Below are 23,595 nucleotides of genomic sequence, written 5' to 3'. Positions count from 1 at the left end.
TTGGAGTGCGCTCCACGCAAGCGGTTCCGGTCAGCCGCGGGGGAACTCGCCGGTGGTGAGGGGCAGGCCGACGACGGTGCCGGTGAGGTCCAGATCCCTGCCGAAGGTGACCGTGGTCTCGATCTGGTAGTCGCCTTTCTTGGGGTCGGTGTAGACGTGGCACCGTCCCTGGTAGGGGTCGGCGATGACGTACACGGGGACCTCGGCGGTGGCGTACGCGGTCTTCTTCGGCCCGTAGTCGTTGGCGGCGGCCCCCTTGGAGATCACCTCGGCGACGCACTCGACGTCCTGGTGGCGCCAGCGTCCGTCCTCCGTCTTGGCGGCGCCCTCGGTCATCACGGTCACATCGGTCGCGAACCCGTTGAGGTGCCCCGGGTAGTCGACGCGCACGTCGGACCTCACGCGCGTGCGCGGGTACTTGGTCCGCAGCTGCTCGACGAAGTCCAGGATGATCTCCCAGTGGGTGTCCAGCTGCGGCGCCATGTAGACGGTCCCCTCGACGATCTCGACCTTGTACCCCTCGGGGACGGGCATCTTCTCGAGCCGCTCGAACATCTCGTCGAGCGTGCTCGTGCTGGCGCTCTCGGCCATCGCGATCCTGTCTTCAAGGACGGTCATCGTGGCGCTCCTCCTCGGCTGCCTCACGGACGAGCGCAGCCGCGCGGTGCAACGATACGCACGGTGACGAGGTCACACGGCGCACTCCCGCGCGCGCCCCCGTTGTGCGCCCAGGGCCGCTCAGGCCGGCCCGTACGGCCCGCCCACTCCCCACGCCTGGTGCATCGCCTCCGCGAAGGCGGCCGCCAGCTTGTGCTCGCCGCTCGCGTTCGGGTGGGTGCCGTCGTAGGTGTCGGTGTGGATGTCGTACGACTCCGGGACCGAGGCCGTCAGGAGCGGGGAGGCCGGTTCGTCGAGGTCGGCGGCCGTCTTCGCCAGGAGCTCGTTGAAGCGGGCGACCTGGGCGGCGAAGGGCGCGTCGGCGGTGGCGCGGATGTTGGGGATGACGGGGAGGAGGACGATGCCCAGCCGCGGGTTGGCCGCCCGGGCTTCGGCGATGAAGGCGCGGACGTTCTCCGCCGTCTGCTCGGCGTTCGTGTAGAAGCCCAGGTCGATCAGGCCGAGGGAGACCAGCAGGACGTCCGCCCGGCACCCGCGCACCGCCTCGCCGATCAGCGGGGCCATGTGCTGCCAGCCCTCGCCCCAGCCGGCCAGGTGGTGACGGGGGAAACGGGGCTCGGCGTACGCGTACGACGTGGGGGCGTCCGTCGCCTTGTCGTACAGCGTCTCGCGGGGGCCGACCAGCGTGAACGGGCCCGCGTACGTCGCGCACAGGTGCTGCCACATCCGGTAACGCCAGGTGTGTTCACCGGCACTGCCGATCGTCATGGAGTCACCGACGGGCATGAACCTGAGCATCCGCTCATCATGAGGGATCACGGTGACGCGTGGGGTGTGAGGCCTGCCACCACGCCGGAAAACGCGGCCGGGGTGGCAGGCTTGGGGCATGCGCCGACCGTTCGCCCTCCTTGCCGGGGCCCTGCTCGTGGCCGCCCTCGCGGCGCCCGCCTCCGCCGCCGACGGGGACAAGAGCTTCACGATCGAGGACTCCCGCATCACCGAGTCCAGCGGCCTGGCCGCCTCCCGCCAGCACCCCGGCGTCTACTGGACCCACAACGACCAGGACACCGGCGCCTACCTCTACGCCGTCGACAGCGCCACCGGCAGGACGGTCGCCACGATCACCCTGACCGGCGTGGGCACCCCGCGCGACGTCGAGGCGATCGCCATCGGCCCGGACAACCAGCTCTACGTCGGCGACATCGGCGACAACGACGGCGTCCAGTGGCCCCACGTGTGGGTCTACCGGCTGCCCGAGCCCAAGACGCTCAAGGACCAGGCGGTCCGGGCCACCCAGTACGTGGTGACGTACTCGGACGGTTCCCGCGACGCCGAGTCGCTCGTCGTGCACCCCACGACCGGGCGCGTCTACCTCATCGACAAGCAGGAGGACGGCGGCCACCTGTACGAGGGCCCGGCCACACTCTCCTCCTCCGGCACGAACGTCTTCCGGCCCGTCGCCCCCATCGACCTGTGGGCCACCGACGCCGCGTTCTCCCCCGACGGCCGGCGGCTCGCCGTCCGGGGTTACTTCGGCGGCATCCTCTACGACTGGAACGACGGCAGGCCCGAGCGGCTGGAGCGGCTCGACGTGCCGCTGCAGCAGCAGGGCGAGTCCGTGACGTACTCGGCCGACGGCACGAAGCTGATGTACGGCACCGAGGGCACCGGCAGCGGGGTGCGGGCGGAGGACGCGCCCGGGGCCTCGGACTCCGCCGATTCGCCTGCGGGGAACGGCAGTCCGGCGGCCTCCGGTGACGGCGACGACGGTGAGGGGACGAGCGGGAACGTGACGATGGGCGCCCTGGCCGTGGCCGTCGTGTGCGTCGCGCTCCTCGGCTTCCGGCGGGTCTTCCGGCGCCGCTGAGGCGAGCGCCCCGGGATCAGCGCGCGGGGCGGGCGGTGGCCTCGCCCCGCCGCCGCTCCACCAGTACCTCCAGTCCGTCCAGGATCCGCTGGAGCCCGAACTCGAAGTGGTCGAAGTCGGGGCTCCAGGTGTCCTCGGCGAGGGAGGCGAGGACGGGATAGCGGCCGGTGGCCATGATCTTCTCCAGGAAGGGGGCCTGGGCGGCGTAGAACTCGGCGGTGGTCTGGCCCGACTTGCGCTCCGCCTCCTCCTGGTACACCTGCGTGCGCGCGGCGCCGACGACGTACCCGTCGACCATGACGACCGCCGAGACCAGCTCGGAGTCGGTCAGGCCCATGGGACGGATGCGGGAGAGCACCGCCTCCAAGCCGTCCAGGGCGCTCGGGCCGAGGAGCGGGCGGCTCTGGTTGATCCGGAGCAGCCACGGGTGGCGGCGGTAGAGGGCGAGGGTGGCGCGCGCCATGGCCTCCAGGGCGGACCGCCAGCCGCCGTCGCCGAGTTGGGCCGGGTCGCCGGGGCGCTGGACGCGGTCGAGCATGAGGTCGAGCAGCTCGGCCTTGCCGGGGACGTAGCGGTACAGCGACATGGCGCCGGTGCCGAGTTCGGTGGCGACCCGGCGCATGGACAGCGCCTCCAGCCCCTCGGTGTCCGCCACGTGGACGGCAGCTTCCACGATCCGGTCCAGCGTCAGGCCGGGCTTGGGGCCGCGGCTGGGGCGCCGGCCGGTGTCCCACAGCAGTTCGAGGGTGCGCACGATGTCCCCGCTGCCGCTGGTCTCCGTACCGCCCGTACCGCCCGTACCGCTTGTACCGCCCGCACTGCCCGTACCGCTCGTCATGCGGACCAGCTTAGATCCCCGCGGCAAAAAACTGAGTACGTCGTACGCGCAATCGGGTACGGTGTACTCAGTTGAGTGGAAGGGGGACCCATGAGCGACGGATACGCCGTGCACGCCGAGGGACTTCAGAAGCGGTACGGCGAGAAACGCGCCCTCGACGGCTTCGACCTGGCCGTCCGAGAGGGCACCGTGCACGGCCTGCTCGGGCCGAACGGAGCCGGCAAGACCACCGCCGTGCGCATCCTGTCCACGCTGATCCGGCTGGACGGCGGCCGGGCGAGCGTGGCCGGCCTGGACCTCGCCCGCCAGCCGCGCGAGGTCCGCGCCCGGATCGGACTCACCGGGCAGTACGCGGCCGTGGACGAGGTGCTCACCGGACGGCAGAACCTGGAGATGTTCGGGCGGCTGTTCCACCTGGGCGGGAAGCGGGCGCGGGCGCGGGCGGCCGAGCTGCTGGAGCAGTTCGACCTGACCGACGCGGCCGACCGGGGCGTCGGCAAGTACAGCGGCGGCATGCGGCGCCGCCTCGACCTCGCCGCGTCGATGATCCTCGCCCCCGCCGTCCTGTTCCTCGACGAGCCGACCACGGGCCTCGACCCCCGCAGCCGCGGCGAGGTCTGGGAGTCCGTACGGGCGCTGGTGGCGGGCGGCACGACCGTGCTGCTGACCACGCAGTACCTGGAGGAGGCCGACCGGCTCGCCTCCCGGATCACCGTCATCGACCAGGGGCGGGCCATCGCCGACGACACCCCGGACGGACTGAAGAACCGTGTCGGCGGGGACCGCGTCGAGGTCGTGGTCGCCGAGCGGTCCGACATCCCGCGCGTGGTGAAGGTCGTCGCGCGCGTCTCGGACGGCGAACCCGAGGCGGACGAGGCCGAGTCGCGGGTGCACGCGCCGGTGACCGACCGGGTCGCCGCCCTCACCGAGGTGGCGCGCACCCTCCAGGACGAGGGCGTGCCCGTCGAGGACATCGGACTGCGCCGGCCCAGCCTCGACGACGTGTTCCTGCGCCTGACCGGGCACCGTACGGACGTCTCGCGGGAAGAGCGGGAGAAGGAGGCCGCCGCGTGAGCACCCTCGACCTCGCCCCGAAGAGCGGCCGCGGCCGCGTGTACTGGCTGCTGGCCGACTGCTGGAACATCGTCCGCCGCGGCCTGACCCACTACCAGCGCCAGCCGATCAACATCGCCTGGCAACTGGGCTTCCCGATCCTCTCCGTCCTGCTCTACGGCTACGTCTTCGGCAGCGCGATGCAGGTGCCCGGCGGCGGGGACTACAAGGACTTCCTGATGCCGGGCATGTTCGTGATGACGATGGCGTTCGGCTTCATCAACACGGCGACCCTCGTGGTCCACGACTCCACCAAGGGCGTCATCGACCGGTTCCGCTCCATGCCGATGGCCTCCTCGGCCGTGGTCGCCGGACGCGGGGTGACCGATCTGGTCATCGCCTGCGCCGAGTTGGCGATCATGATGCTGACCGCGCTCGCCATGGGCTGGCGGCCGGACGGGGGCTGGGGCTTCCTGGCCGCCTTCGGACTGCTGCTGTGGCTGCGCTTCTCGCTGATCTGGATCGGGGTGTGGCTGGGACTGCTGGTTCCCAACCCGGAGGCGGCGGGCGGACTGTTCGCGGTGGCCTTCCCGCTGACGATGATCTCCAGCATCTTCGTCGCGCCCCAGCTCATGCCGGACTGGCTGGGCTTCGTGGCCGCCTGGAACCCCGTCTCCTCCACCGCCGCCGCAGCGCGCGACCTGTTCGGCGCGCCGGGTGACGGCGGCGACTCCTGGGTCGAGCAGCACGCGCTGCTGATGGCGGGCGTCTGGCCGGTGGTGCTGACGGTGATCTTCCTGCCGCTGGCGGTACGGAGGTTCCAGAAGCTGAGCCGGTGAGGGGCGGCGGAAGGAGCGGCGGCGGCACCTTTTCCCGGGTGCCGCCGCCTTCGGCGCCGTGCGGGCGGCACCCTCCCCGGGTGCCGTCGCTCTCGGCGCCGGAGCGCCGACCTGCCGGGCGGCCTCACCCGGAGTGTGGTCCAGCTTCTTGACGAGGTCATGTTGTGTCAGTTTCCTGGGGGGTGCGCGGTGTTGTGGGAGCGCTCCCATATGTTCCGGACCCGCGCCTCCCCCGAGAGGAAGCAGCGACATGTTCCGCAACTTGCGCAGAGCGCTGTGCGCCGTCGTCGCGGCCCTGCTGTTACCGCTGGCGGCGGGCGCGCAGTCCGCCCACGCGGCCGGCACCCCGGCGGCGCGGGCCGGCGCGGCCGACGCGGGCGCCGGATACTGGCACACCAGTGGCCGCCAGATCCTCGACGCGGCCGGGCAGCCGGTCCGGATCGCCGGCATCAACTGGTTCGGCTTCGAGACCGGCAACCACGTCGTCCACGGCCTGTGGGCCCGCGACTACAAGAGCATGATCGACCAGATGAAGTCGCTGGGCTACAACACCCTGCGCATCCCGTTCAGCGACGACATCCTCAAGCCCGGCACCATGCCGGACAGCATCACCTTCGACGGCAAGAACGCGGACCTGCGAGGGCTGACGTCGTTGCAGGTCCTGGACAGAATCGTGGCGTACGCCGGTCAGAGCGGCCTGAAGGTCGTGCTCGACCGCCACCGCCCGGACGCGGCCGGCCAGTCGGCGCTCTGGTACACCCCGGCGGTCCCCGAGTCCACGTGGATCACCAACCTCAAGTCCCTGGCGGCCCGATACCGGGGCGACCCCACCGTCGTCGGCATCGACCTCCACAACGAGCCCCACGACCCGGCCTGCTGGGGCTGCGGCGACACCACCAGGGACTGGCGCCTGGCCGCCGAACGGGCCGGCAACGCGGTCCTCTCCGTCAACCCCGACCTCCTGGTCTTCGTGGAGGGCGTGCAGACCTTCGACGGCGTCTCCGGCTGGTGGGGCGGCAACCTGATGGGCGTCGCCCGGTACCCCGTCCGCCTCGACGTGGCGAACCGGCTCGTCTACTCGGCCCACGACTACGCCACCAGCGTCGCCCAGCAGAGCTGGTTCAGCGACCCGTCGTTCCCGGCGAACATGCCCGGCATCTGGGACAAGTACTGGGGCTACATCTTCCAGCAGGACATCGCCCCCGTCTGGCTCGGCGAGTTCGGTACGACCCTCCAGCCGGCGGTCGACCAGCGGTGGCTGTCCGCCCTGGTGAACTACCTGCGCTCCACCTCGGCGCACGGCGCCGACTCCTTCCACTGGACGTTCTGGTCCTGGAACCCCAACTCCGGTGACACCGGAGGGATCCTCAAGGACGACTGGACGACCGTGGACACGGTGAAGGACGGCTACCTCGCGAGCATCAAGGCTCCGGGCTTCCCGCCGGGGACGGGGAGCGGCGACCCGGGCGGCGGCACGGCCGCCTGCGCCGCCGCGTACACCGTCAGCAGCGACTGGGGCGGCGGCTTCAACGCCGAGGTGAAGGTGACCAACACCGGGACCACCGCGCTCTCCTCCTGGAAGGTGACCTGGACCTGGAGCGGTGCCCAGCGGGTCACCAGCATGTGGAACGCGTCGTACACCCAGAGCGGACCGACGGTGACGGCCGTGAACGCCGCCCACAACGGGGCCGTCCCGGCGGGCGGTTCGGCGAGCTTCGGGTTCGGCGGCGCGCCCGGCGGCGGCGGTGCGCCGAGCGTGAGCTGCACGGCGACCTAGGAAGCCGTCCGGGCCCCGGCCCGCCGTGCCGTGACACGGAGAAGGGCGCCCGGTGTTCGCCGGGCGCCCTTCACCGCCGTGGAGGTGACGACTACAGCTTCTCGATCACGTAGTCGACGCACTTCGTCAGGGCCTCGACGTCCGCCGGGTCGATCGCCGGGAACATGGCGACGCGCAGCTGGTTGCGGCCGAGCTTGCGGTAGGGCTCGGTGTCGACGATGCCGTTGGCGCGCAGGACCTTGGCGACGGCCGCGGCGTCGACCTCGTCGGTGAAGTCGATCGTGCCGATGACCTGGGAGCGCTTGGCCGGGTCGGCGACGAAGGGGTTGGCGTACTTGACGTCCTCGGCCCAGCCGTACAGCGTGCGGGCGGAGGTCGCGGTGCGGCGGACCGACCAGTCGAGGCCGCCCTGGCCGTTGATCCACTCCAGCTGCTGGTTCAGCAGGAAGAGGGTGGCCAGCGCCGGGGTGTTGTACGTCTGGTTCTTGCGGGAGTTGTCGATCGCCGTGGGCAGGCTGAAGAACTCCGGGATGTGGCGGCCGGACGCGTGGACGCGCTCGGCGCGCTCGATCGCCGCCGGGGAGAAGACACCGATCCACAGACCGCCGTCGGAGGCGAAGGACTTCTGCGGGGCGAAGTAGTAGACGTCGGTCTCGGCGATATCGACCGGGAGGCCGCCGGCGCCGGAGGTGGCGTCCACGAGGACGAGCGCGCCCTCGTCGGCGCCCTCGACCCGCTGGACGGGGGCGGCGACACCGGTGGACGTCTCGTTGTGCGTGAAGGCGTAGACGTCGACGCCCGCCTCGGCCTCCGGCGCGGGGTGGGTGCCCGGGTCGGAGGAGATCACGGTGGGCTCGGCGAGCCAGGGGGCCAGCTTGGCGGCCTTGGCGAACTTGGAGCTGAACTCGCCGAAGCTGAGGTGCTGCGACTTGTTCTCGATCAGGCCGTGCGTCGCGATGTCCCAGAAGGCGGTGGAGCCGCCGTTGCCGAGGATCACCTCGTAGCCGTCGGGGAGCTGGAACAGCTCGCCGATGCCCTCGCGGACCTGGCCGACCAGGTTCTTCACCGGGGCCTGGCGGTGGGAGGTGCCGAGGAGGGACGTACCGGTGGCGGCCAGGGCGTCCAGCGCCTCCACCCGCACCTTGGAGGGGCCCGCGCCGAATCGACCGTCGGCGGGCTTGATGTCAGCAGGAATCCGGATCTCAGCCACGATCCGGAGGGTATCCCGTAGCGGAAACGGTCCGGAAACGTGTCCGTTCGATGAGACGAGACATCCGGCGTTCGGACCTGTGCGTACCTACGAGGCGACCGGCTCCTCCGTCACTGTCAGTGACGAGGTGCATCCTGGACGCATGACGGATCTCGAGGCCGAGCTGCGCAGGGCCGTCCGGGGTGACGTGGGCTTCGACACCACCTCCCGGGCGCTGGTCACCATGGACGCGTCCAACTACCGGCGGGTCCCCCTGGGCGTCGTCGCCCCGCGCGACGCCGACGACGTGGCGGCCGTCCTGGAGGTGTGCCGGGCCCACGGCGTGCCGGTCGTCCCCCGGGGCGGGGGCACGTCGATCGCGGGCCAGGCGACGGGCACGGGCGTGGTCCTGGACTTCACGCGGTACCTGAACCGGCTGGTCGCCCTGGACCCGGTCGCGCGGACGGCCGTCGTGCAGCCCGGACTGGTCCTCGACCGGCTCCAGGAGGCCGCCGCCCCGCACGGGCTGCGGTTCGGAGCCGACCCCTCCACCCACAGCCGCTGCACGCTCGGCGGCATGATCGGCAACAACTCCTGCGGCGCGCACTCGGTGGCGTGGGGGACGACCGCGGACAGTGTGCGCGAGCTGTCCGTCATCACCGCGCGCGGTGAGCGCCTGCGGCTCGGACCGGGGTGGGCCGGGGCTCCGGACGGACTGCGGTCCCTCGTCGAGGGCGAGCTGGCGCGGCTGCGCACCGGCTTCCCGGACCTGCCCCGCCGTATCTCCGGGTACGCGCTGGACGCGCTGCTGCCGGAGAAGGGCGCCGACGTCGCCCGCTCCCTCTGCGGCTCCGAGGGCACCCTGGCCGTGCTGACGGAGGCGGTGGTCGGCCTCGTCGAGGACCCCCGCGCGCGTGCGCTCGCGGTGCTCGGTTACCCCGACGAGGGTGCCGCCGCCGAGGCCGCCGCCGGGCTGCTGCCGTACGGGCCGCTGACGGTGGAGGGGATGGCGGCCGACCTGGTGCCGTCCGCGGCGGGGTTGCCGCGCGGCGCGGCCTGGCTGTTCGTGGAGACCGGCGGGGAGTCGGCGGCGCAGGCACGCGCGCGTGCGGAGGCGATCGTGCGCGCGGCGGACGTCGTCGACGCGGCCGTGGTGACCGACCCGGCCGGGCAGCGCGCCCTGTGGCGGGTCCGGGAGGACGCCAGCGGTACGGCGACCCGGATGCCGGACGGCTCCGAGGCCTGGCCCGGCTGGGAGGACTGCGCGGTCCCGCCCGCCCGGCTCGGCGCCTACCTGCGGGACTTCCGCGCCCTGCTGTCCGCCCACGGCCTGCGCGGCACGCCGTACGGGCACTTCGGGGACGGGTGCATCCACGTCCGCATCGACTTCGACCTGCTCACGGAGAGCGGCATCGCCCGCTTCCGCCGCTTCTCGGAGGAACTGGCCGACCTCGTGGTCGCGCACGGCGGCTCGCTGTCCGGGGAACACGGCGACGGGCAGGCCCGCGCCGAGCTGCTGCCGCGCATGTACGGGGAGGAGATGGTGGACCTCTTCGCCCGGGCCAAGGCGGTCTGGGACCCCGACGACCTGCTCAACCCGGGCATGCTGGTCCGCCCCGCGCCCCTCGACTCGGGCCTGCGCTTCTCCGTCCTCCCGCGCGAGCCCGTCGACGTGGTCTTCGGCTACCCCGGTGACCACGGCGACTTCTCCGCCGCGGTCCGCCGCTGCGTCGGCGTCGCCAAGTGCCGTACGACGACGGCGGCCGGGCCGGCCGTGATGTGCCCGTCGTACCGCGCGACGGGCCGCGAGGAGCACTCCACGCGCGGGCGGGCCCGCCTGCTGCACGAGATGCTGGCGGGCGAGCTGGTCACCGACGGCTGGCGCTCCCCGGAGGTCCGTGACGCCCTCGACCTGTGCCTGTCCTGCAAGGGCTGCCGCTCCGACTGCCCGGTCGAGGTCGACATGGCCACCTACAAGGCCGAGTTCCTCCACCACCACTACGCGGGCCGCCGCCGCCCGGCCGCCCACTACTCCATGGGCCGCCTGCCGCAGTGGCTGCCCTGGGCCGGCCGTACGCGCGCGGCACCGCTGCTCAACTCCCTGGCGGCCGTGGTACCCCTGGCGTGGCTGGCCAAGCGGCTCGGCGGGATCGCGCCGGAACGGGACATCCCGCGCCTCGCGACGGAGCCGTTCAGCCGGTGGTGGCGCAGGCGGGGGCGGGCGAGGACGGCCGGCTCCGCCGCGGACGGGGGCGCGCTGGTCGTGCTGTGGCCGGACACCTTCACCGAGTACCTCTCGCCCTCCGTGGGACGGGCGGCCGTACGCGTTCTGGAGGCGGCCGGGTTGCGGGTGGCGCTGCCGCCGACGCTGCGGATGCGCGGCCGGCCGGTCGGGGACGCCCGGTCGAGGTCCGCGGCCGCCCTCCTCACGGCCCGTCACAGCCGCGTCTGCTGCGGCCTGACGTACATCTCCACGGGCCAGCTGGACCAGGCGCGCGGGGTGCTGCGCCGCACCCTGGAGCTGCTGGAGCCGGTGCTGGAGACGGACGCCCCGGTGGTCGTGCTGGAACCGAGCTGCGCGGCCGCCCTGCGCGGCGACCTCCCCGAGCTGCTGCACGACGACCCGCGCGCCGCCCGCCTCGCCGCCCGCGTCCTGACCCTGGCGGAGGCCCTGGAGCGGCACGCCCCCGACTGGAGACCGCCCCGGCTGGACCGCCCGGCGGTCGGTCAGACCCACTGCCACCAGCACGCGGTCCTGGGCGACACGGCCGACCGCCGGCTGCGCGAGGCCGCCGGCCTCACCGGCGACCTGAGCGGCGGTTGCTGCGGCCTCGCCGGCAACTTCGGGTTCGAGGCAGGGCACTTCGAGGTGTCCAGGGCGTGCGCGGAGGAACAGCTCCTGCCGGCAGTGCGCGCGGCACCGGCCGAGGCGGTGGTCCTGGCGGACGGCTTCTCCTGCCGGACCCAGCTGGAACAACTGGCGGGAGTGCGGGGGCGGCACCTGGCGGAGGTACTGGCGGAAGGACTGGCCGAGGGGCCGGCGGACGGACCGGAGGGCTGAGGCGGCGGGGGCGGGGCGTGGCCGACTGTGGGGCGCCGGATGCGGGGCGGACGTGCGGCGTGGCCGGGTGTGGGTCGGGCGTGGGGCGGACGTGCGGCGTGGCCGGGTGTGGGTCGGGCGTGGGGCGCGGGCGGGTGTGAGGGGGCGCGCGCCTGATCTGCCGTACGGCCGCGGGCACCGGCTCGCTCGCCGGCGGCGCGACCGGGGGCCGGGAGGGGTCGGCCGGGCCGTGTGGTGGGAGCGGGGGCTGTTGGGAGGGGACGGCCGGCCGCGTGGAGTGGGGCGGGCCGCCGGGGAGGGCGGGGCGGACCGAAGAGGGGCGGGCTGGGCGTCCGGGCGGGTTGGTCGGGCCGCCGGGCGGCCCGGGTCGAGATGCCGGAGAGGACGACCCCATGACGCCAAGGTGCCGTCCGGTATCCGAGACGCCGTCGGGTCAGGCGCGTAATTACTTCACACACCTGACTGAAGTCCATTACCCTGCACTCAGCAGTACATCGGGATGAACACTCCCCTCTGTCCGCACGCTGTACGCCCCTTCCGAGACGAGCCCCAGGACCGCCCGTGAGTACCTCCGACACCGTCACACCCACCCGGTCCGACGCGGCAGCCGGGGCGGTGCGCGGCCCGGGCCGCCTCGGCTCCCTCGGGCCCGTCGGCCTGGTGCTCGCCGGTGGCGTCTCCGTGCAGTTCGGCGGGGCGCTCGCGGTGACGCTGATGCCGAGGGCGGGCGCGCTGGGCGTGGTGGCCCTCCGTCTGCTCGTCGCGGCCGTCGTGCTCCTCCTGGTCTGCCGGCCCCGCCTGCGGGGGCACTCGCGGGCCGACTGGGGCACGGTCGTCGTCTTCGGCGTCACGATGGCCGCGATGAACGGCCTCTTCTACCAGGCCGTCGCCCGCATCCCGCTCGGCCCGGCGGTCACCCTGGAGGTCCTCGGCCCCCTGGCCCTCTCCGTCCTGGCCTCGCGTCGGGCGGTCAACCTCGTCTGGGCCGGGCTGGCCCTCGCCGGCGTCTTCCTGCTCGGTGGAGGGGGGTTCGGCGGCCTCGACCCGGCGGGCGTCGCCTTCGCGCTGGGCGCGGGCGCGATGTGGGCGGCGTACATCGTCTTCAGCGCCCGTACGGGCCGGCGCTTCCCGCAGGCCGACGGCCTCGCCCTGGCAATGGCGGTGGGCGCGCTGCTCTTCCTGCCTCTGGGCATCGCCGAGTCGGGCGCCAAGTTGGCCGACCCGGTGACGCTGGGCCTCGGCGCGGCGGTGGCCCTGCTGTCCTCCGTCCTGCCGTACACCCTCGAACTCCTCGCCCTGCGCCGCCTGCCCGCCTCCACCTTCGCCGTCCTCATGAGCCTGGAGCCCGCCCTCGCGGCCACGGCCGGCTTCCTCGTCCTCGGTCAGGCCCTGTCCGTCACGGAGGCCGCCGCGGTCGCCCTCGTCATCGCGGCGAGCATGGGGGCGGTACGGACGCAGGTGGGACGGAGGGCGGCGGCCAAGCCGGCCGCCTGACGGCTCCGGTCCGTCGGCTCCCTCCCTTCTTTCACACCCACCGGCAGTCATGGCACCCACTCCGCCAAAAAATGCAAGCATGCTTGCTTGTTTCTGGGGTGACTGGCATGCTCCCGAGCACACACCGTCGTGCCCCGAGGGAGCGTCACCGTGGACGTGTTCGGCGATCTGCAGCGGGAGAGCGAGGAACTCGACGCGCTCGTCGGGGAGCTGGCGGAAGAGGAGTGGGCGCTCGCCACGCCCGCCGCCGGCTGGACCGTCGCCCATCAGATCGCGCACCTCGCCTGGACCGACCGGGCCGCGTTCCTCGCCGTGACGGACCAGGAGGCCTTCGCCCGTGAGGTCGAGAAGGCGCTGGCCGCGCCCGACCGGTTCGTCGACGAGGGGGCGGAGGAGGGGGCCGCCCGGCCGCCCGGCCGGATCCTCGCCGACTGGCGGACCGGACGACAGGCCCTGGCGGACGCCCTGCGCGCGGCGCCCGCCGGGACGCGGTTCCCCTGGTACGGCCCGCCCATGTCCGCCGCCTCCATGGCCACCGCCCGCCTCATGGAGACCTGGGCGCACGGCCAGGACGTCGCCGACGCCCTGGGTGTCACCCGCGTTCCCACCGACCGCATCCGCCACATCGCGTGGCTCGGGGTCCGCACCCGTGACTTCGCCTTCGGTGTCCACGGCCTCCCCGTCCCCACCGATGCCGTCCGCGTCGAACTCACCGCCCCGTCGGGTGAGTCGTGGGCGTACGGCCCCGAGGACGCCCCCCAGCGGGTCACCGGCCCCGCCCTCGACTTCTGCCTCCTGGTCACCCACCGCGCCCACCGCGCCGACCTCGCCCTCCGGGCGCACGGTCCCGACGCCGACCGCTGGCTGGACATCGCCCAGGCCTTCGCGGGACCGCCCGGCTCCGGCCGCCCGCCGAAGGGAACCGGGCGATGAGGGCCCTGCGCGTCGCCAACGCCTCCGGTTTCTACGGGGACCGCTTCGACGCGATGCGCGAGATGCTCACCGGCGGCGAACTCGACGTCCTCACCGGCGACTACCTCGCCGAGCTCACCATGCTGATCCTCGGACGCGACCGGCTGAAGGACCCGTCCGCCGGGTACGCGCGCACCTTCCTGCGCCAGCTCGAGGAGTGCCTCGGCCTCGCCCACGACCGAGGCGTGCGGATCGTCACCAACGCCGGCGGCCTCAACCCGGCCGGACTCGCCGACGCCGTACGGAAGGCGGCCCGACGGCTCGGCATCCCCGTACGGGTCGCGCACGTCGAGGGCGACGACCTCGGCGCCCGGTACCCCGACAGCCTCACCGCCCACGCCTACCTCGGCGGTTTCGGCATCGCCGCCTGTCTCAAGGAGGGCGCCGACGTCGTGGTCACCGGACGGGTGACGGACGCGGCCCTCGTCACGGGGCCCGCCGCCGCCCACTTCGGCTGGGGGCCCACGGAGTACGACCGGCTCGCGGGCGCCGTCGTCGCCGGGCACGTCCTGGAGTGCGGGACACAGGCCACCGGCGGCAACTACGCCTTCTTCCGGGAACGGGCCGGTGACGTCCGCCGGCCCGGCTTCCCCCTCGCCGAGCTGCACGAGGACGGCGGTTGCGTCATCACCAAGCACCCGGGGACGGGCGGCTTCGTCGACGTCGGCACGGTGACCGCCCAGCTGCTGTACGAGACCGGCGGCGCCCGGTACGCGGGACCCGACGTCACCGCCCGGCTGGACACCGTACGGCTCACCCAGGACGCCCCCGACCGGGTGCGGATAGAAGGCGCGCGCGGCGAGGCGCCGCCCCCGACCCTCAAGGTCGGCCGCACCCGTCTCGGCGGCTTCCGCAACGAGGTCGTCTTCGTCCTCACCGGCCTCGACATCGAGGCCAAGGCCGCGCTGGTGCGGGAACAGATGACGGAGGCCCTCGCCCCGTCCCGCCCGGCCGAGGTGCGGTGGGAGCTGGTCCGCACCGACCGCCGCGACGCCGCCACCGAGGAGACCGCGAGCGCCCTGCTGCGGCTCGTCGTACGGGATCACCGCCAGGAGGTCGTGGGGCGGGCGGCGAGCGGCGCGGCCGTGGAGCTGGCGCTGGCCGGCTACCCCGGGTTCCATGTGCTCGCGCCGCCCGGCAAGGGGTCCCCCTACGGCGTCTTCGAGGCCGCCCACGTCCCCCAGGACGCCGTCACGCACCTCGCGGTCCTCGACGACGGGCGCCGGATCCCCGTCCCCCCGGCCGCCGACACCCGCGTGCTCGAGGACGTGCCGGACCCGCCCCTCCCCGAACCGCTGCCACCGGGGCCCGTGCGGCGCGCCCCGCTCGGACTCGTCGCCGGCGCCCGCAGCGGAGACAAGGGCGGCGACGCCAACGTGGGCGTGTGGGCGCGGTCGGACGAGGCCTGGCGGTGGCTGGCGCACGCGCTGACCGCCGACCGCTTCCGGGAGCTGATCCCGGAGAGCCGCGACCTGACGGTCACCCGGCACGTCCTGCCCCACCTGCGCGCCCTGAACTTCGTCGTCGAGGGCATCCTCGGCGACGGCGTCGCCGCGCAGCACCGTTTCGACCCGCAGGCCAAGGCGCTCGGCGAATGGCTGCGCTCCCGCCACCTGGACATCCCGGAGGCCCTCCTTTGACGGTCATCACGTCCGCCCTGGACCCGCGCGGCCCCGACCACCGCGCCCACCGCGAGGCCATGCTCGCCAAGCTCGACGAGCTGGCCACCGAGCACGCCAAGGCGCTGGCGGGAGGCGGGGAGAAGTACGTGGCCAGGCATCGCGCGCGCGGCAAGCTCCTCGCCCGGGAGCGCATCGAGCTGCTCCTCGACCCCGACACCCCCTTCCTGGAACTGTCGCCGCTGGCCGCCTGGGGCAGCGAGTACACCGTCGGCGCCTCGCTCGTCACCGGCATCGGGGTCGTCGAGGGCGTCGAGTGCCTGATCACCGCCAACGACCCGACCGTGCGCGGGGGCGCCAGCAACCCCTGGAGCCTGAAGAAGGCACTGCGCGCGAACGACATCGCCCTCGCCAACCGGCTGCCCTGCATCAGCCTGGTCGAGTCGGGCGGCGCCGACCTGCCGTCGCAGAAGGAGATCTTCATCCCCGGCGGCGCCGTCTTCCGGGACCTGACCCGCCTGTCCGCCGCCGGGATCCCGACCGTCGCGGTCGTCTTCGGCAACTCCACCGCCGGGGGCGCGTACATCCCCGGCATGTCCGACCACGCGATCATGGTCAAGGAGCGGGCGAAGGTGTTCCTCGGCGGGCCGCCGCTGGTCAGGATGGCCACCGGCGAGGTGAGCGACGACGAGTCCCTGGGCGGCGCGGAGATGCACGCGCGCGTGTCGGGCCTCGCCGACCACTTCGCCGTCGACGAGCGGGACGCGCTGCGGCAGGCCCGGCGGGTGGTGGCCCGCCTCAACCACCGCAAGGCGTACGAGGATCCCGGTCCGGCCGCACCTCCCAAGTACGACGAGGAGGAGCTGCTCGGCATCGTCCCCGGCGACCTGCGCACGCCCTTCGATCCGCGTGAGGTGATCGCCCGCATCGTCGACGCATCCGACTTCGACGAGTTCAAGCCGCTGTACGGGACGAGCCTGGCCACCGGCTGGGCGACCCTGCACGGCTACCCGGTCGGCATCCTGGCCAACGCCCGGGGCGTGTTGTTCAGCGAGGAGTCGCAGAAGGCCGCCCAGTTCATCCAGCTCGCCAACCAGCGCGACATCCCGCTGCTCTTCCTGCACAACACCACCGGCTACATGGTCGGCAGGGAGTACGAGCAGGGCGGCATCATCAAGCACGGCGCCATGATGATCAACGCGGTCGCCAACTCGAGGGTCCCGCACCTGTCCGTGCTCATGGGCGCGTCGTACGGCGCCGGCCACTACGGCATGTGCGGGCGCGCCTACGACCCCCGCTTCCTCTTCGCCTGGCCCAGCGCCAAGTCGGCCGTCATGGGCCCGCAGCAGCTCGCGGGCGTCCTGTCGATCGTCGCCCGCCAGTCGGCCACCGCGAAGGGGCAGCCGTACGACGAGGACGCCGACGCCGCCCTGCGCGCGATGGTCGAGCAGCAGATCGAGTCGGAGTCCCTGCCGATGTTCCTGTCGGGGCGGCTCTACGACGACGGCGTCATCGACCCGCGCGACACCCGTACCGTCCTCGGCCTGTGCCTGTCGGCCGTCCACACCGCGCCCTACGAGGGAGCGCGGGGCGGCTTCGGCGTCTTCCGGATGTGAGGAACCCACGTGATCACTTCAGTGCTCGCCGCCAACCGCGGCGAGATCGCCTGCCGCGTCTTCCGCACCTGCGGTGAGCTGGGCATCCGGACGGTCGCCGTGCACTCGGACGCCGACGAGAACGCCCTCCACGCGCGCGTGGCCGACACGGCCGTACGCCTGCCGGGCTCGGCGCCCGCCGACACGTACCTGCGGGCCGACCTGATCGTGAAGGCGGCCGTGACGGCGGGCGCGGACGCCGTGCACCCGGGGTACGGCTTCCTCTCCGAGAACGCCGACTTCGCGCGCGCCGTCCTCGACGCCGGCCTGGTCTGGATCGGGCCGCCGCCGGAGGCGATCGAGGCGATGGCGTCCAAGACCCGCGCGAAGGCGCTCATGGGACTCACGCCCCTGCGCGCGGACGCGCTCACCGAGGCCGACCTGCCGGTGCTGGTGAAGGCGGCCGCGGGCGGCGGGGGGTGCGGGATGCGCGTCGTACGCCGCCTGGATGAGCTGGGCGCCGCGCTGGACAGCGCGCGCGCCGAGGCCGCGAGCGCCTTCGGCGACGGCGAGGTCTTCGTCGAGCCGTACGTCGAGGACGGGCGCCACGTGGAAGTGCAGGTGCTCGCCGACGCGCACGGCACGGTGTGGGCACTGGGCACCCGCGACTGCTCCCTCCAGCGCCGCCACCAGAAGGTGATCGAGGAGGCGCCGGCGCCCGCCCTGTCCGAGGAGCTCACGCAGGAGGTGTGCGCGCTGGCCGTGCGCGCCGCCCGCGCCGTCGACTACGTCGGCGCCGGCACCGTCGAGTTCCTCGTCGCCGACGGCCGGGCGCACTTCCTGGAGATGAACACCCGCCTCCAGGTCGAACACCCGGTGACGGAGGCCGTCTTCGGCCTCGACCTGGTGGCCGAACAGCTCCGCGTCGCCGAGGGCCACGCCCTCGCCCCGCAGCCGCCCCGCGCGCGGGGCCACGCCGTCGAGGCCCGCCTCTACGCCGAGGACCCGGCCCACGACTGGACCCCCCAGACCGGCACCCTGCACCGCCTCGCCGTCCCCGAGGGCGTCCGCCTGGACACCGGCTACACCGACGGCGACGCGATCGGCGTCCACTACGACCCCATGCTCGCCAAGGTCGTCGCCCACGCCCCCACCCGCGCGGAGGCCGTCCGCAAACTGGCGGGCGCCCTGGAGCGCGCCACGATCCACGGTCCGGTGACCAACCGCGACCTGCTGATCCGCTCCCTGCGCCACGAGGAGTTCGCCTCGGCCCGCATGAACACCGGTTTCTACGAACGCCACCTCGCCGCGCTCACCGAGCCGGCCCCCGACCCGTACGCCCCGCTGGCGGCGGCCCTCGCCGACGCGCACGGCCGCTCCCGCTTCGGCGGCTGGCGCAACCTGCCCTCGCAGCCGCAGGTGAAGCGGTACGCGGTGGACGGCGAGGAGATCGAGGTCGGCTACGCGTACGGGCGCACCGGCCCGACGGCCGAGGGCGTCCTGGTCGTGCACGCGGACCCGGCCCTGGTCGTCCTGGAGGTCGACGGCGTACGGCGCCGCTTCGAGGTCGCCCGCTACGGCGATCAGGTGCACGTCAACACCACCGCGCTCACGGCCCTGCCCCGCTTCCCCGCTCCGGAGGCCCAGCACGCCCCCGGCTCCCTGCCGGCCCCGATGCCGGGCACCGTCGTCAAGCTGGCGGACGGTCTCATCACCGGATCGAGTGTCCGAGCGGGCGAACCGCTGGTCTGGCTCGAAGCGATGAAGATGCAACACGTCATCGCGGCCCCGGTGACGGGGACGGTGACGGAGTTGCCGGTGACGGAAGGACAGCAAGTGGAGATGGGGACGCTCCTGGCGGTGGTGCGGGAGTCCGACCTCTGAGGAGCGCGGGACCGCCATTGACCTGCGGCTCCGCCGCGTGAGCGCGACCAGCCACCACGAACCCGCAGCCGAAGGAGCACCATGACCGCCCTCATCGAACCCGACGAGCACAAGGCACTGCGCGCGGCCGTGTCGTCCTTCGCCGCGACCCACGCGCACGACTCCAAGAGCCTCTGGCGAGAAGCCGCCGAGCTCGGCTACATCGGCGTCAACCTCCCGGAGGCGTACGGCGGTGGCGGCGGCGGCATCACCGAACTCTCCCTCGTCCTCGAAGAGCTGGGCGCCGCCGGCAACCCCCTCCTCATGATGATCGTCTCCCCGGCGATCTGCGGCACGGTGATCGCCCGCTTCGGCACGGAAGCCCAGAAACAGGAGTGGCTCCCCGCGCTGGCCGACGGCACCCGGCTGATGGCCTTCGGCATCACCGAGCCCGACGCCGGCTCCAACAGCCACCGCATCACCACCACCGCCCGCCGCGACGGCGCCGACTGGCTGCTGACCGGCCGCAAGGTCTTCGTCTCGGGCGTCGACATCGCCGACGCCACCCTGATCGTCGGCCGCACCGAAGACGCCCGCACCGGCCGGCTCAAGCCCTGCCTGTTCATCGTCCCGCGTGACGCGCCCGGCTTCTCGCGTCGCAGGATCGACATGGAACTGCACAGCGATGAGAAGCAGTTCGAGCTGGTCCTGGACGACGTACGGCTGCCCGCCGACGCGCTCGTCGGCGACGAGGACGCCGGGCTCCTGCAGCTCTTCGCCGGCCTGAACCCGGAGCGGATCATGACGGCCGCCTTCGCGATCGGCATGGGCCGCCACGCCCTCGCCAAAGCCGTCTCCTACGCGCGCGAGCGCACCGTCTGGAAGACTCCCATCGGCGCCCACCAGGCCATCGCCCACCCCCTGGCACAGGCGCACATCGACCTCGAACTGGCCCGCCTGATGATGCAGAAGGCGGCCCACCTGTACGACGCGGGGGACGACGTCGGGGCGGGCGAGGCCGCCAACATGGCGAAGTACGCGGCCGGGGAGGCCTGTGCGAGGGCGGTCGACCAGGCCGTGCACACCCTCGGCGGCAACGGCCTCACCCGCGAGTTCGGCCTCGCCAGGCTGATCACGGCGGCGCGCGTGGCTCGTATCGCCCCGGTGAGCCGGGAGATGATTCTCAACTACGTCTCCCACCGGACCCTGGGCCTGCCCAAGTCGTACTGAACCGCGCCGAGTTGTGCCAGTCGCGCGAGGAGGACCATGTTCCGCAGCGAGTACGCAGACGTCCCGCCCGTAGACCTCCCCATCCACGACGCCGTGCTGGGCCGCGCCGCCGAGTTCGGCGACCTGCCGGCCCTCGTCGACGGCACCGACGGCACCACCCTCACCTACGAACAGGTCGACCGCTTCCACCGGCGGATCGCCGCGGGCCTCGCCGACGCCGGAGTCCGCAAGGGCGATGTCCTCGCCCTGCACAGCCCCAACACCATCGCCTTCCCGACCGCGTTCTACGCGGCCACCCGCGCGGGAGCCACCGTCACCACCGTGCACCCGCTCGCCACGGCCGAGGAGTTCGCCAACCAGCTCGGCGACTCGGCCGCCCGCTGGATCGTCACCGTCTCGCCGCTGCTGGAGACGGCCCGCCGGGCCGCCGGCATCGCGGGTGGCGTCCGGGAGATCTTCGTCTGCGACAGCGCCCCCGGCCACCGCTCCCTGATCGACATGCTCGCCTCGGCCGCCCCCGAGCCGCGGATCGTCCTCGACCCCGTCGAGGACGTGGCGGCCCTGCCGTACTCCTCCGGCACCACCGGCGTCCCCAAGGGCGTGATGCTCACGCACCGGCAGATCGCCACCAACCTCGCCCAGCTCGAACCGGCGATCCCGGCCGGCCCCGGCGACCGCGTCCTCGCCGTCCTTCCCTTCTTCCACATCTACGGCCTCACCGCCCTGATGAACGCGCCGCTGCGCATGGGCGCCACCGTCGTCGTCCTGCCCCGCTTCGACCTGGAGACGTTCCTCGCCGCCCTCCAGAACCACCGCATCACCGCCCTGTACGTGGCCCCGCCGATCGTGCTGGCCCTCGCCAAACACCCGGCGGTCGCCCAGTACGACCTGTCCTCCCTGAAGTACGTCATCAGCGCGGCCGCGCCCCTCGACGCCGACCTCGCCGCCGCCTGCTCCCGGCGCCTGAACCTGCCGCCCGTGGGCCAGGCCTACGGCATGACGGAACTGTCCCCCGGCACCCACGTCGTCCCCCTCGACGCCATGGCCGACGCCCCCGCCGGCACCGTCGGCAAGCTCATCGCCGGCACCGAGATGCGCATCGTCTCCCTCGACGACCCCACCGAGGACCTAGGCGTCGGCGAGACCGGCGAGATCCTCATCCGGGGCCCGCAGATCATGAAGGGCTACCTGGGCCGCCCCGACGCCACCACCGCCCTGATCGACGGCGACGGCTGGCTGCACACCGGCGACGTCGGCCGCGTCGACGAGGCCGGCTGGCTCTTCGTCGTCGACCGCGTGAAGGAACTCATCAAGTACAAGGGCTTCCAGGTGGCCCCCGCCGAACTGGAGGCACTGCTGCTCACCCACCCCGGCATCGCCGACGCCGCCGTCATCGGCGAGTACAACGCCGACGGCAACGAGGTGCCCCACGCGTACGTGGTCCGCCAGCCCACCGCCCCCGGCCTCTCCGAAGGAGAGATAGCCATCTACGTCGCCGAACGGGTCGCCCCCTACAAGCGCGTCCGTCACGTCACCTTCATCGACGCCGTCCCCCGCGCCGCCTCCGGGAAGATCCTCCGCCGACAGCTCAGGGAGGCCCGCCCATGACGTCACTGATCGGCCGCACGCGCGCGCGGGGGGTCGAGACCCTCAGCCTCGACTCACCGGACACCCGCAACGCCCTGTCGCGCCCGCTCGTCGCCGAGCTGACCGACGCGCTCGGCCGGTGCGGCCGGGACCCCGCCGTACGCGCCGTCGTCCTCACCCACACCGGCACCACCTTCTGCGCGGGCGCCGACCTGCGCGACCCCCCGCCCGCCGAGGCGCTCACCGCCCTCCTGGAGGACATCGTCCGGCTGCGCAAGCCGGTCGTGGCCCGGGTCGCCGGGCACGTCCGGGCGGGCGGCCTGGGCCTGCTCGGGGCCTGCGACATCGCGGTCGCCTCCGACGCGGCGACCTTCGCGTTCACCGAGGTCCGCATCGGCGTCGCGCCCGCCGTCATCTCCCTGCCGCTGCTGCCCCGCGTCGACCCGCGTGCCCTCGCCCGCTACTGCCTCACCGGCGAGACCTTCGGCGCGACCGAGGCCGCCCGCATCGGCCTGGTCACCGTGGCCGCCGGCGGCCACGACCCGGACGAGGCCCTCGCCCCCGTCCTCGACGGCCTGCGCAGGGCCGCACCCGGGGCCCTGGCCCGGACCAAGGAACTGCTCACGGCTACAGTGCTGGAGGCCTTCGCCGAGGACGCGGGCGAGATGAACAGGCTCTCCGCCGCGTTGTTCGCCCAGCCCGACGCCCGCGAAGGGATGACGGCCTTCCTCGAACGACGGGAACCCTCATGGGTGCTGTGACCACGGTCGACCGTGGCCCGGGCGACCGCGCCCCCAAGCAGGACCGCAGCCGGGCCACCCGGCAGCGGCTCCTGGAAGCCGCCGTGGCCTGCCTCGCCGAGCACGGCTGGGCGGGCTCCACGGTCTCGGTGGTCGCCGAACGCGCGGGCGTCTCCCGCGGCGCCGCCCAGCACCACTTCCCCACCCGCGAGGACCTGTTCACCGCCGCCGTCGAGTACGTCGCCGAGGAACGCTCCCTCGCGCTGCGCGCCCTCTTCCCCCAGGGCGCCGCGGGCGACCGGCAGGCGGTCGTCTCCGCCCTCGTCGACCTCTACACCGGCCCACTCTTCCGCGCGGCCCTGCACCTGTGGGTGGCCGCGTCGAACGAGGAGCAACTGCGCCCGCGCGTCACCGAACTCGAGGCCCGCGTCGGCCGCGAGACCCACCGCATCGCCGTGGAGCTGCTCGGCGCCGACGAGTCCCGCCCCGGCGTCCGCGAGACCGTCCAGGGCCTGCTCGACATGGCCCGCGGTCTGGGTCTCGCCAACCTCCTCACCGACGACCGCCCGCGCCGTGAGCGGGTCGTGACCCAGTGGGCGGCGCTGCTGGAGGAGACGCTGGGCCGGCCCGCCACCGGCTGAGCCGGACCCGCTGTCAGTGGCGGGGCCTACCGTGCGGGCATGGGGAGCACCTTCCAGACGATCGTCGACCGCGACGCGGGACCGCGGGACGCAGCGGTCCTCGCGCGGCCCGTGGTGGAGTGGCTCGTGGCCGAGGGCATCGTCCTCGCCGACGCCGAGCCCGGCTGGGCCCTCGGGGACCATCCCGCCCACCCGCCGGGGCCGCACTGGCACAAGGCGGTCACCGACGCCCGCTGGGGCGCGCCGGAGGGCGTCGCCGTCCACACCGAGCGCCACGTCTTCTACAGCAACTACCACGCCACGAAGGGCTCCACCGCGATCTGCCCACGCTGCGGGACGGCCGGCGATCCCGACGACCGGGTCTGGTCGTCGTACCTGTCCACCGTGGTCGACGCCTGGTACGCGACGGGCACGGCCGACGCGGAATGCGCCTCCTGCGGCGTGTCGGTCCCGCTGCCCGACTGGGACTGGACCGACGACCACCTGGCCTTCGTCCACCTCGGCTTCCAGTTCTGGAACTGGCCGTCGCTCAGCGAGGCGTTCCGCGCCCGCGTCACCGAGCTCCTGGGCGGGCACCGCACGGCGTTCCTCCCCGGCAAGGTGTGAGGAGAC

Annotated in this window: 19 protein-coding genes; 15 read left to right on the top strand and 4 right to left on the bottom strand. The window is 73.4% G+C overall.

Annotated features, from left to right (window positions below; translation table 11 throughout):
* Window positions 1-30: 30 nt before the first annotated feature.
* Both ACIBBD_RS26595 and ACIBBD_RS26590 read right to left on the bottom strand, forming a co-directional pair.
* Window positions 31-618, bottom strand: a complete 588-nt coding sequence (locus ACIBBD_RS26595; RefSeq protein WP_399422073.1) for a Uma2 family endonuclease — start codon at window positions 616-618, stop codon at window positions 31-33.
* Between the two features lie 120 nt (window positions 619-738).
* On the bottom strand, window positions 739-1,416 hold the full coding sequence (locus tag ACIBBD_RS26590) for an SGNH/GDSL hydrolase family protein (protein ID WP_399422072.1): 678 nt from the start codon (window positions 1,414-1,416) through the stop codon (window positions 739-741).
* 88 nt (window positions 1,417-1,504) lie between these two features.
* Here ACIBBD_RS26590 and ACIBBD_RS26585 point away from each other — a divergent pair, with 88 nt between their 5' ends.
* Window positions 1,505-2,485, top strand: coding sequence for a WD40 repeat domain-containing protein (locus ACIBBD_RS26585; RefSeq protein WP_399422071.1), 981 nt, complete (start codon window positions 1,505-1,507; stop codon window positions 2,483-2,485).
* Between the two features lie 16 nt (window positions 2,486-2,501).
* Here the strand turns inward: ACIBBD_RS26585 and ACIBBD_RS26580 are convergent, their stop codons facing one another.
* A complete protein-coding gene (locus tag ACIBBD_RS26580; RefSeq protein ID WP_399422070.1) occupies window positions 2,502-3,323 on the bottom strand; it encodes a TetR/AcrR family transcriptional regulator in 822 nt (273 codons plus the stop codon).
* 90 nt (window positions 3,324-3,413) lie between these two features.
* Here ACIBBD_RS26580 and ACIBBD_RS26575 point away from each other — a divergent pair, with 90 nt between their 5' ends.
* The 3 genes from ACIBBD_RS26575 (at window position 3,414) to ACIBBD_RS26565 (ending at window position 6,992) form a co-directional block, all read left to right on the top strand.
* On the top strand, window positions 3,414-4,397 hold the full coding sequence (locus ACIBBD_RS26575; RefSeq protein ID WP_399422068.1) for an ATP-binding cassette domain-containing protein: 984 nt from the start codon (window positions 3,414-3,416) through the stop codon (window positions 4,395-4,397).
* Window positions 4,394-5,215: an ABC transporter permease gene (locus tag ACIBBD_RS26570; RefSeq protein WP_399422067.1), complete on the top strand. Its 822-nt coding sequence runs from the start codon at window positions 4,394-4,396 to the stop codon at window positions 5,213-5,215. The genes ACIBBD_RS26575 and ACIBBD_RS26570 overlap by 4 nt, the downstream gene beginning before the upstream one ends.
* A gap of 250 nt (window positions 5,216-5,465) precedes the next feature.
* Window positions 5,466-6,992: a cellulase family glycosylhydrolase gene (locus ACIBBD_RS26565; RefSeq protein ID WP_399422066.1), complete on the top strand. Its 1,527-nt coding sequence runs from the start codon at window positions 5,466-5,468 to the stop codon at window positions 6,990-6,992.
* Window positions 6,993-7,083: 91 nt separating this feature from the next.
* Here the strand turns inward: ACIBBD_RS26565 and serC are convergent, their stop codons facing one another.
* Window positions 7,084-8,202 (bottom strand): phosphoserine transaminase, encoded by a 1,119-nt coding sequence (serC, locus tag ACIBBD_RS26560; RefSeq protein WP_399422065.1) that lies wholly within the window; start codon window positions 8,200-8,202, stop codon window positions 7,084-7,086.
* Window positions 8,203-8,344: 142 nt separating this feature from the next.
* Here serC and ACIBBD_RS26555 point away from each other — a divergent pair, with 142 nt between their 5' ends.
* From ACIBBD_RS26555 to ACIBBD_RS26505, 11 genes are all read left to right on the top strand, one after another.
* Window positions 8,345-11,242 (top strand): FAD-binding and (Fe-S)-binding domain-containing protein, encoded by a 2,898-nt coding sequence (locus tag ACIBBD_RS26555; RefSeq protein WP_399422064.1) that lies wholly within the window; start codon window positions 8,345-8,347, stop codon window positions 11,240-11,242.
* Window positions 11,243-11,803: 561 nt separating this feature from the next.
* Window positions 11,804-12,736 carry an EamA family transporter gene (locus ACIBBD_RS26550; RefSeq protein WP_399422062.1) on the top strand — a complete coding sequence of 311 codons (933 nt, stop codon included), beginning with the start codon at window positions 11,804-11,806 and terminating at the stop codon, window positions 12,734-12,736.
* 150 nt (window positions 12,737-12,886) lie between these two features.
* Complete coding sequence (locus tag ACIBBD_RS26545; protein ID WP_399422061.1) at window positions 12,887-13,669, top strand: TIGR03084 family metal-binding protein; 783 nt, start codon at window positions 12,887-12,889, stop codon at window positions 13,667-13,669.
* On the top strand, window positions 13,666-15,348 hold the full coding sequence (locus tag ACIBBD_RS26540) for an acyclic terpene utilization AtuA family protein (RefSeq protein ID WP_399422060.1): 1,683 nt from the start codon (window positions 13,666-13,668) through the stop codon (window positions 15,346-15,348). The genes ACIBBD_RS26545 and ACIBBD_RS26540 overlap by 4 nt, the downstream gene beginning before the upstream one ends.
* Window positions 15,345-16,943 (top strand): acyl-CoA carboxylase subunit beta, encoded by a 1,599-nt coding sequence (locus ACIBBD_RS26535; protein WP_399422059.1) that lies wholly within the window; start codon window positions 15,345-15,347, stop codon window positions 16,941-16,943. Before ACIBBD_RS26540 ends, ACIBBD_RS26535 begins: the two co-directional genes overlap by 4 nt.
* 9 nt (window positions 16,944-16,952) lie before the next feature.
* Window positions 16,953-18,806, top strand: coding sequence for a biotin carboxylase N-terminal domain-containing protein (locus tag ACIBBD_RS26530; protein WP_399422057.1), 1,854 nt, complete (start codon window positions 16,953-16,955; stop codon window positions 18,804-18,806).
* Between the two features lie 81 nt (window positions 18,807-18,887).
* Window positions 18,888-20,015 (top strand): acyl-CoA dehydrogenase family protein, encoded by a 1,128-nt coding sequence (locus ACIBBD_RS26525; RefSeq protein WP_399422056.1) that lies wholly within the window; start codon window positions 18,888-18,890, stop codon window positions 20,013-20,015.
* A 36-nt stretch (window positions 20,016-20,051) separates the two neighbouring features.
* On the top strand, window positions 20,052-21,623 hold the full coding sequence (locus ACIBBD_RS26520; RefSeq protein ID WP_399422055.1) for a 4-coumarate--CoA ligase family protein: 1,572 nt from the start codon (window positions 20,052-20,054) through the stop codon (window positions 21,621-21,623).
* Entirely contained in the window at window positions 21,620-22,363 is a 744-nt protein-coding gene (locus tag ACIBBD_RS26515; RefSeq protein ID WP_399422054.1) for an enoyl-CoA hydratase family protein, read from the top strand. Before ACIBBD_RS26520 ends, ACIBBD_RS26515 begins: the two co-directional genes overlap by 4 nt.
* Window positions 22,351-22,983: a TetR/AcrR family transcriptional regulator gene (locus ACIBBD_RS26510; RefSeq protein WP_399422053.1), complete on the top strand. Its 633-nt coding sequence runs from the start codon at window positions 22,351-22,353 to the stop codon at window positions 22,981-22,983. Before ACIBBD_RS26515 ends, ACIBBD_RS26510 begins: the two co-directional genes overlap by 13 nt.
* A gap of 39 nt (window positions 22,984-23,022) precedes the next feature.
* Window positions 23,023-23,589 (top strand): hypothetical protein, encoded by a 567-nt coding sequence (locus ACIBBD_RS26505; protein ID WP_399422052.1) that lies wholly within the window; start codon window positions 23,023-23,025, stop codon window positions 23,587-23,589.
* The last annotated feature ends 6 nt before the right edge of the window (window positions 23,590-23,595 follow it).

Origin of the sequence: Streptomyces sp. NPDC051315 (assembly GCF_044455165.1) — a bacterium.
Taxonomy (GTDB): Bacteria; Actinomycetota; Actinomycetes; order Streptomycetales; family Streptomycetaceae; genus Streptomyces.
Note: the sequence above shows the minus strand (reverse complement) of the source record. Positions and strands in the feature narration are given on the sequence as shown.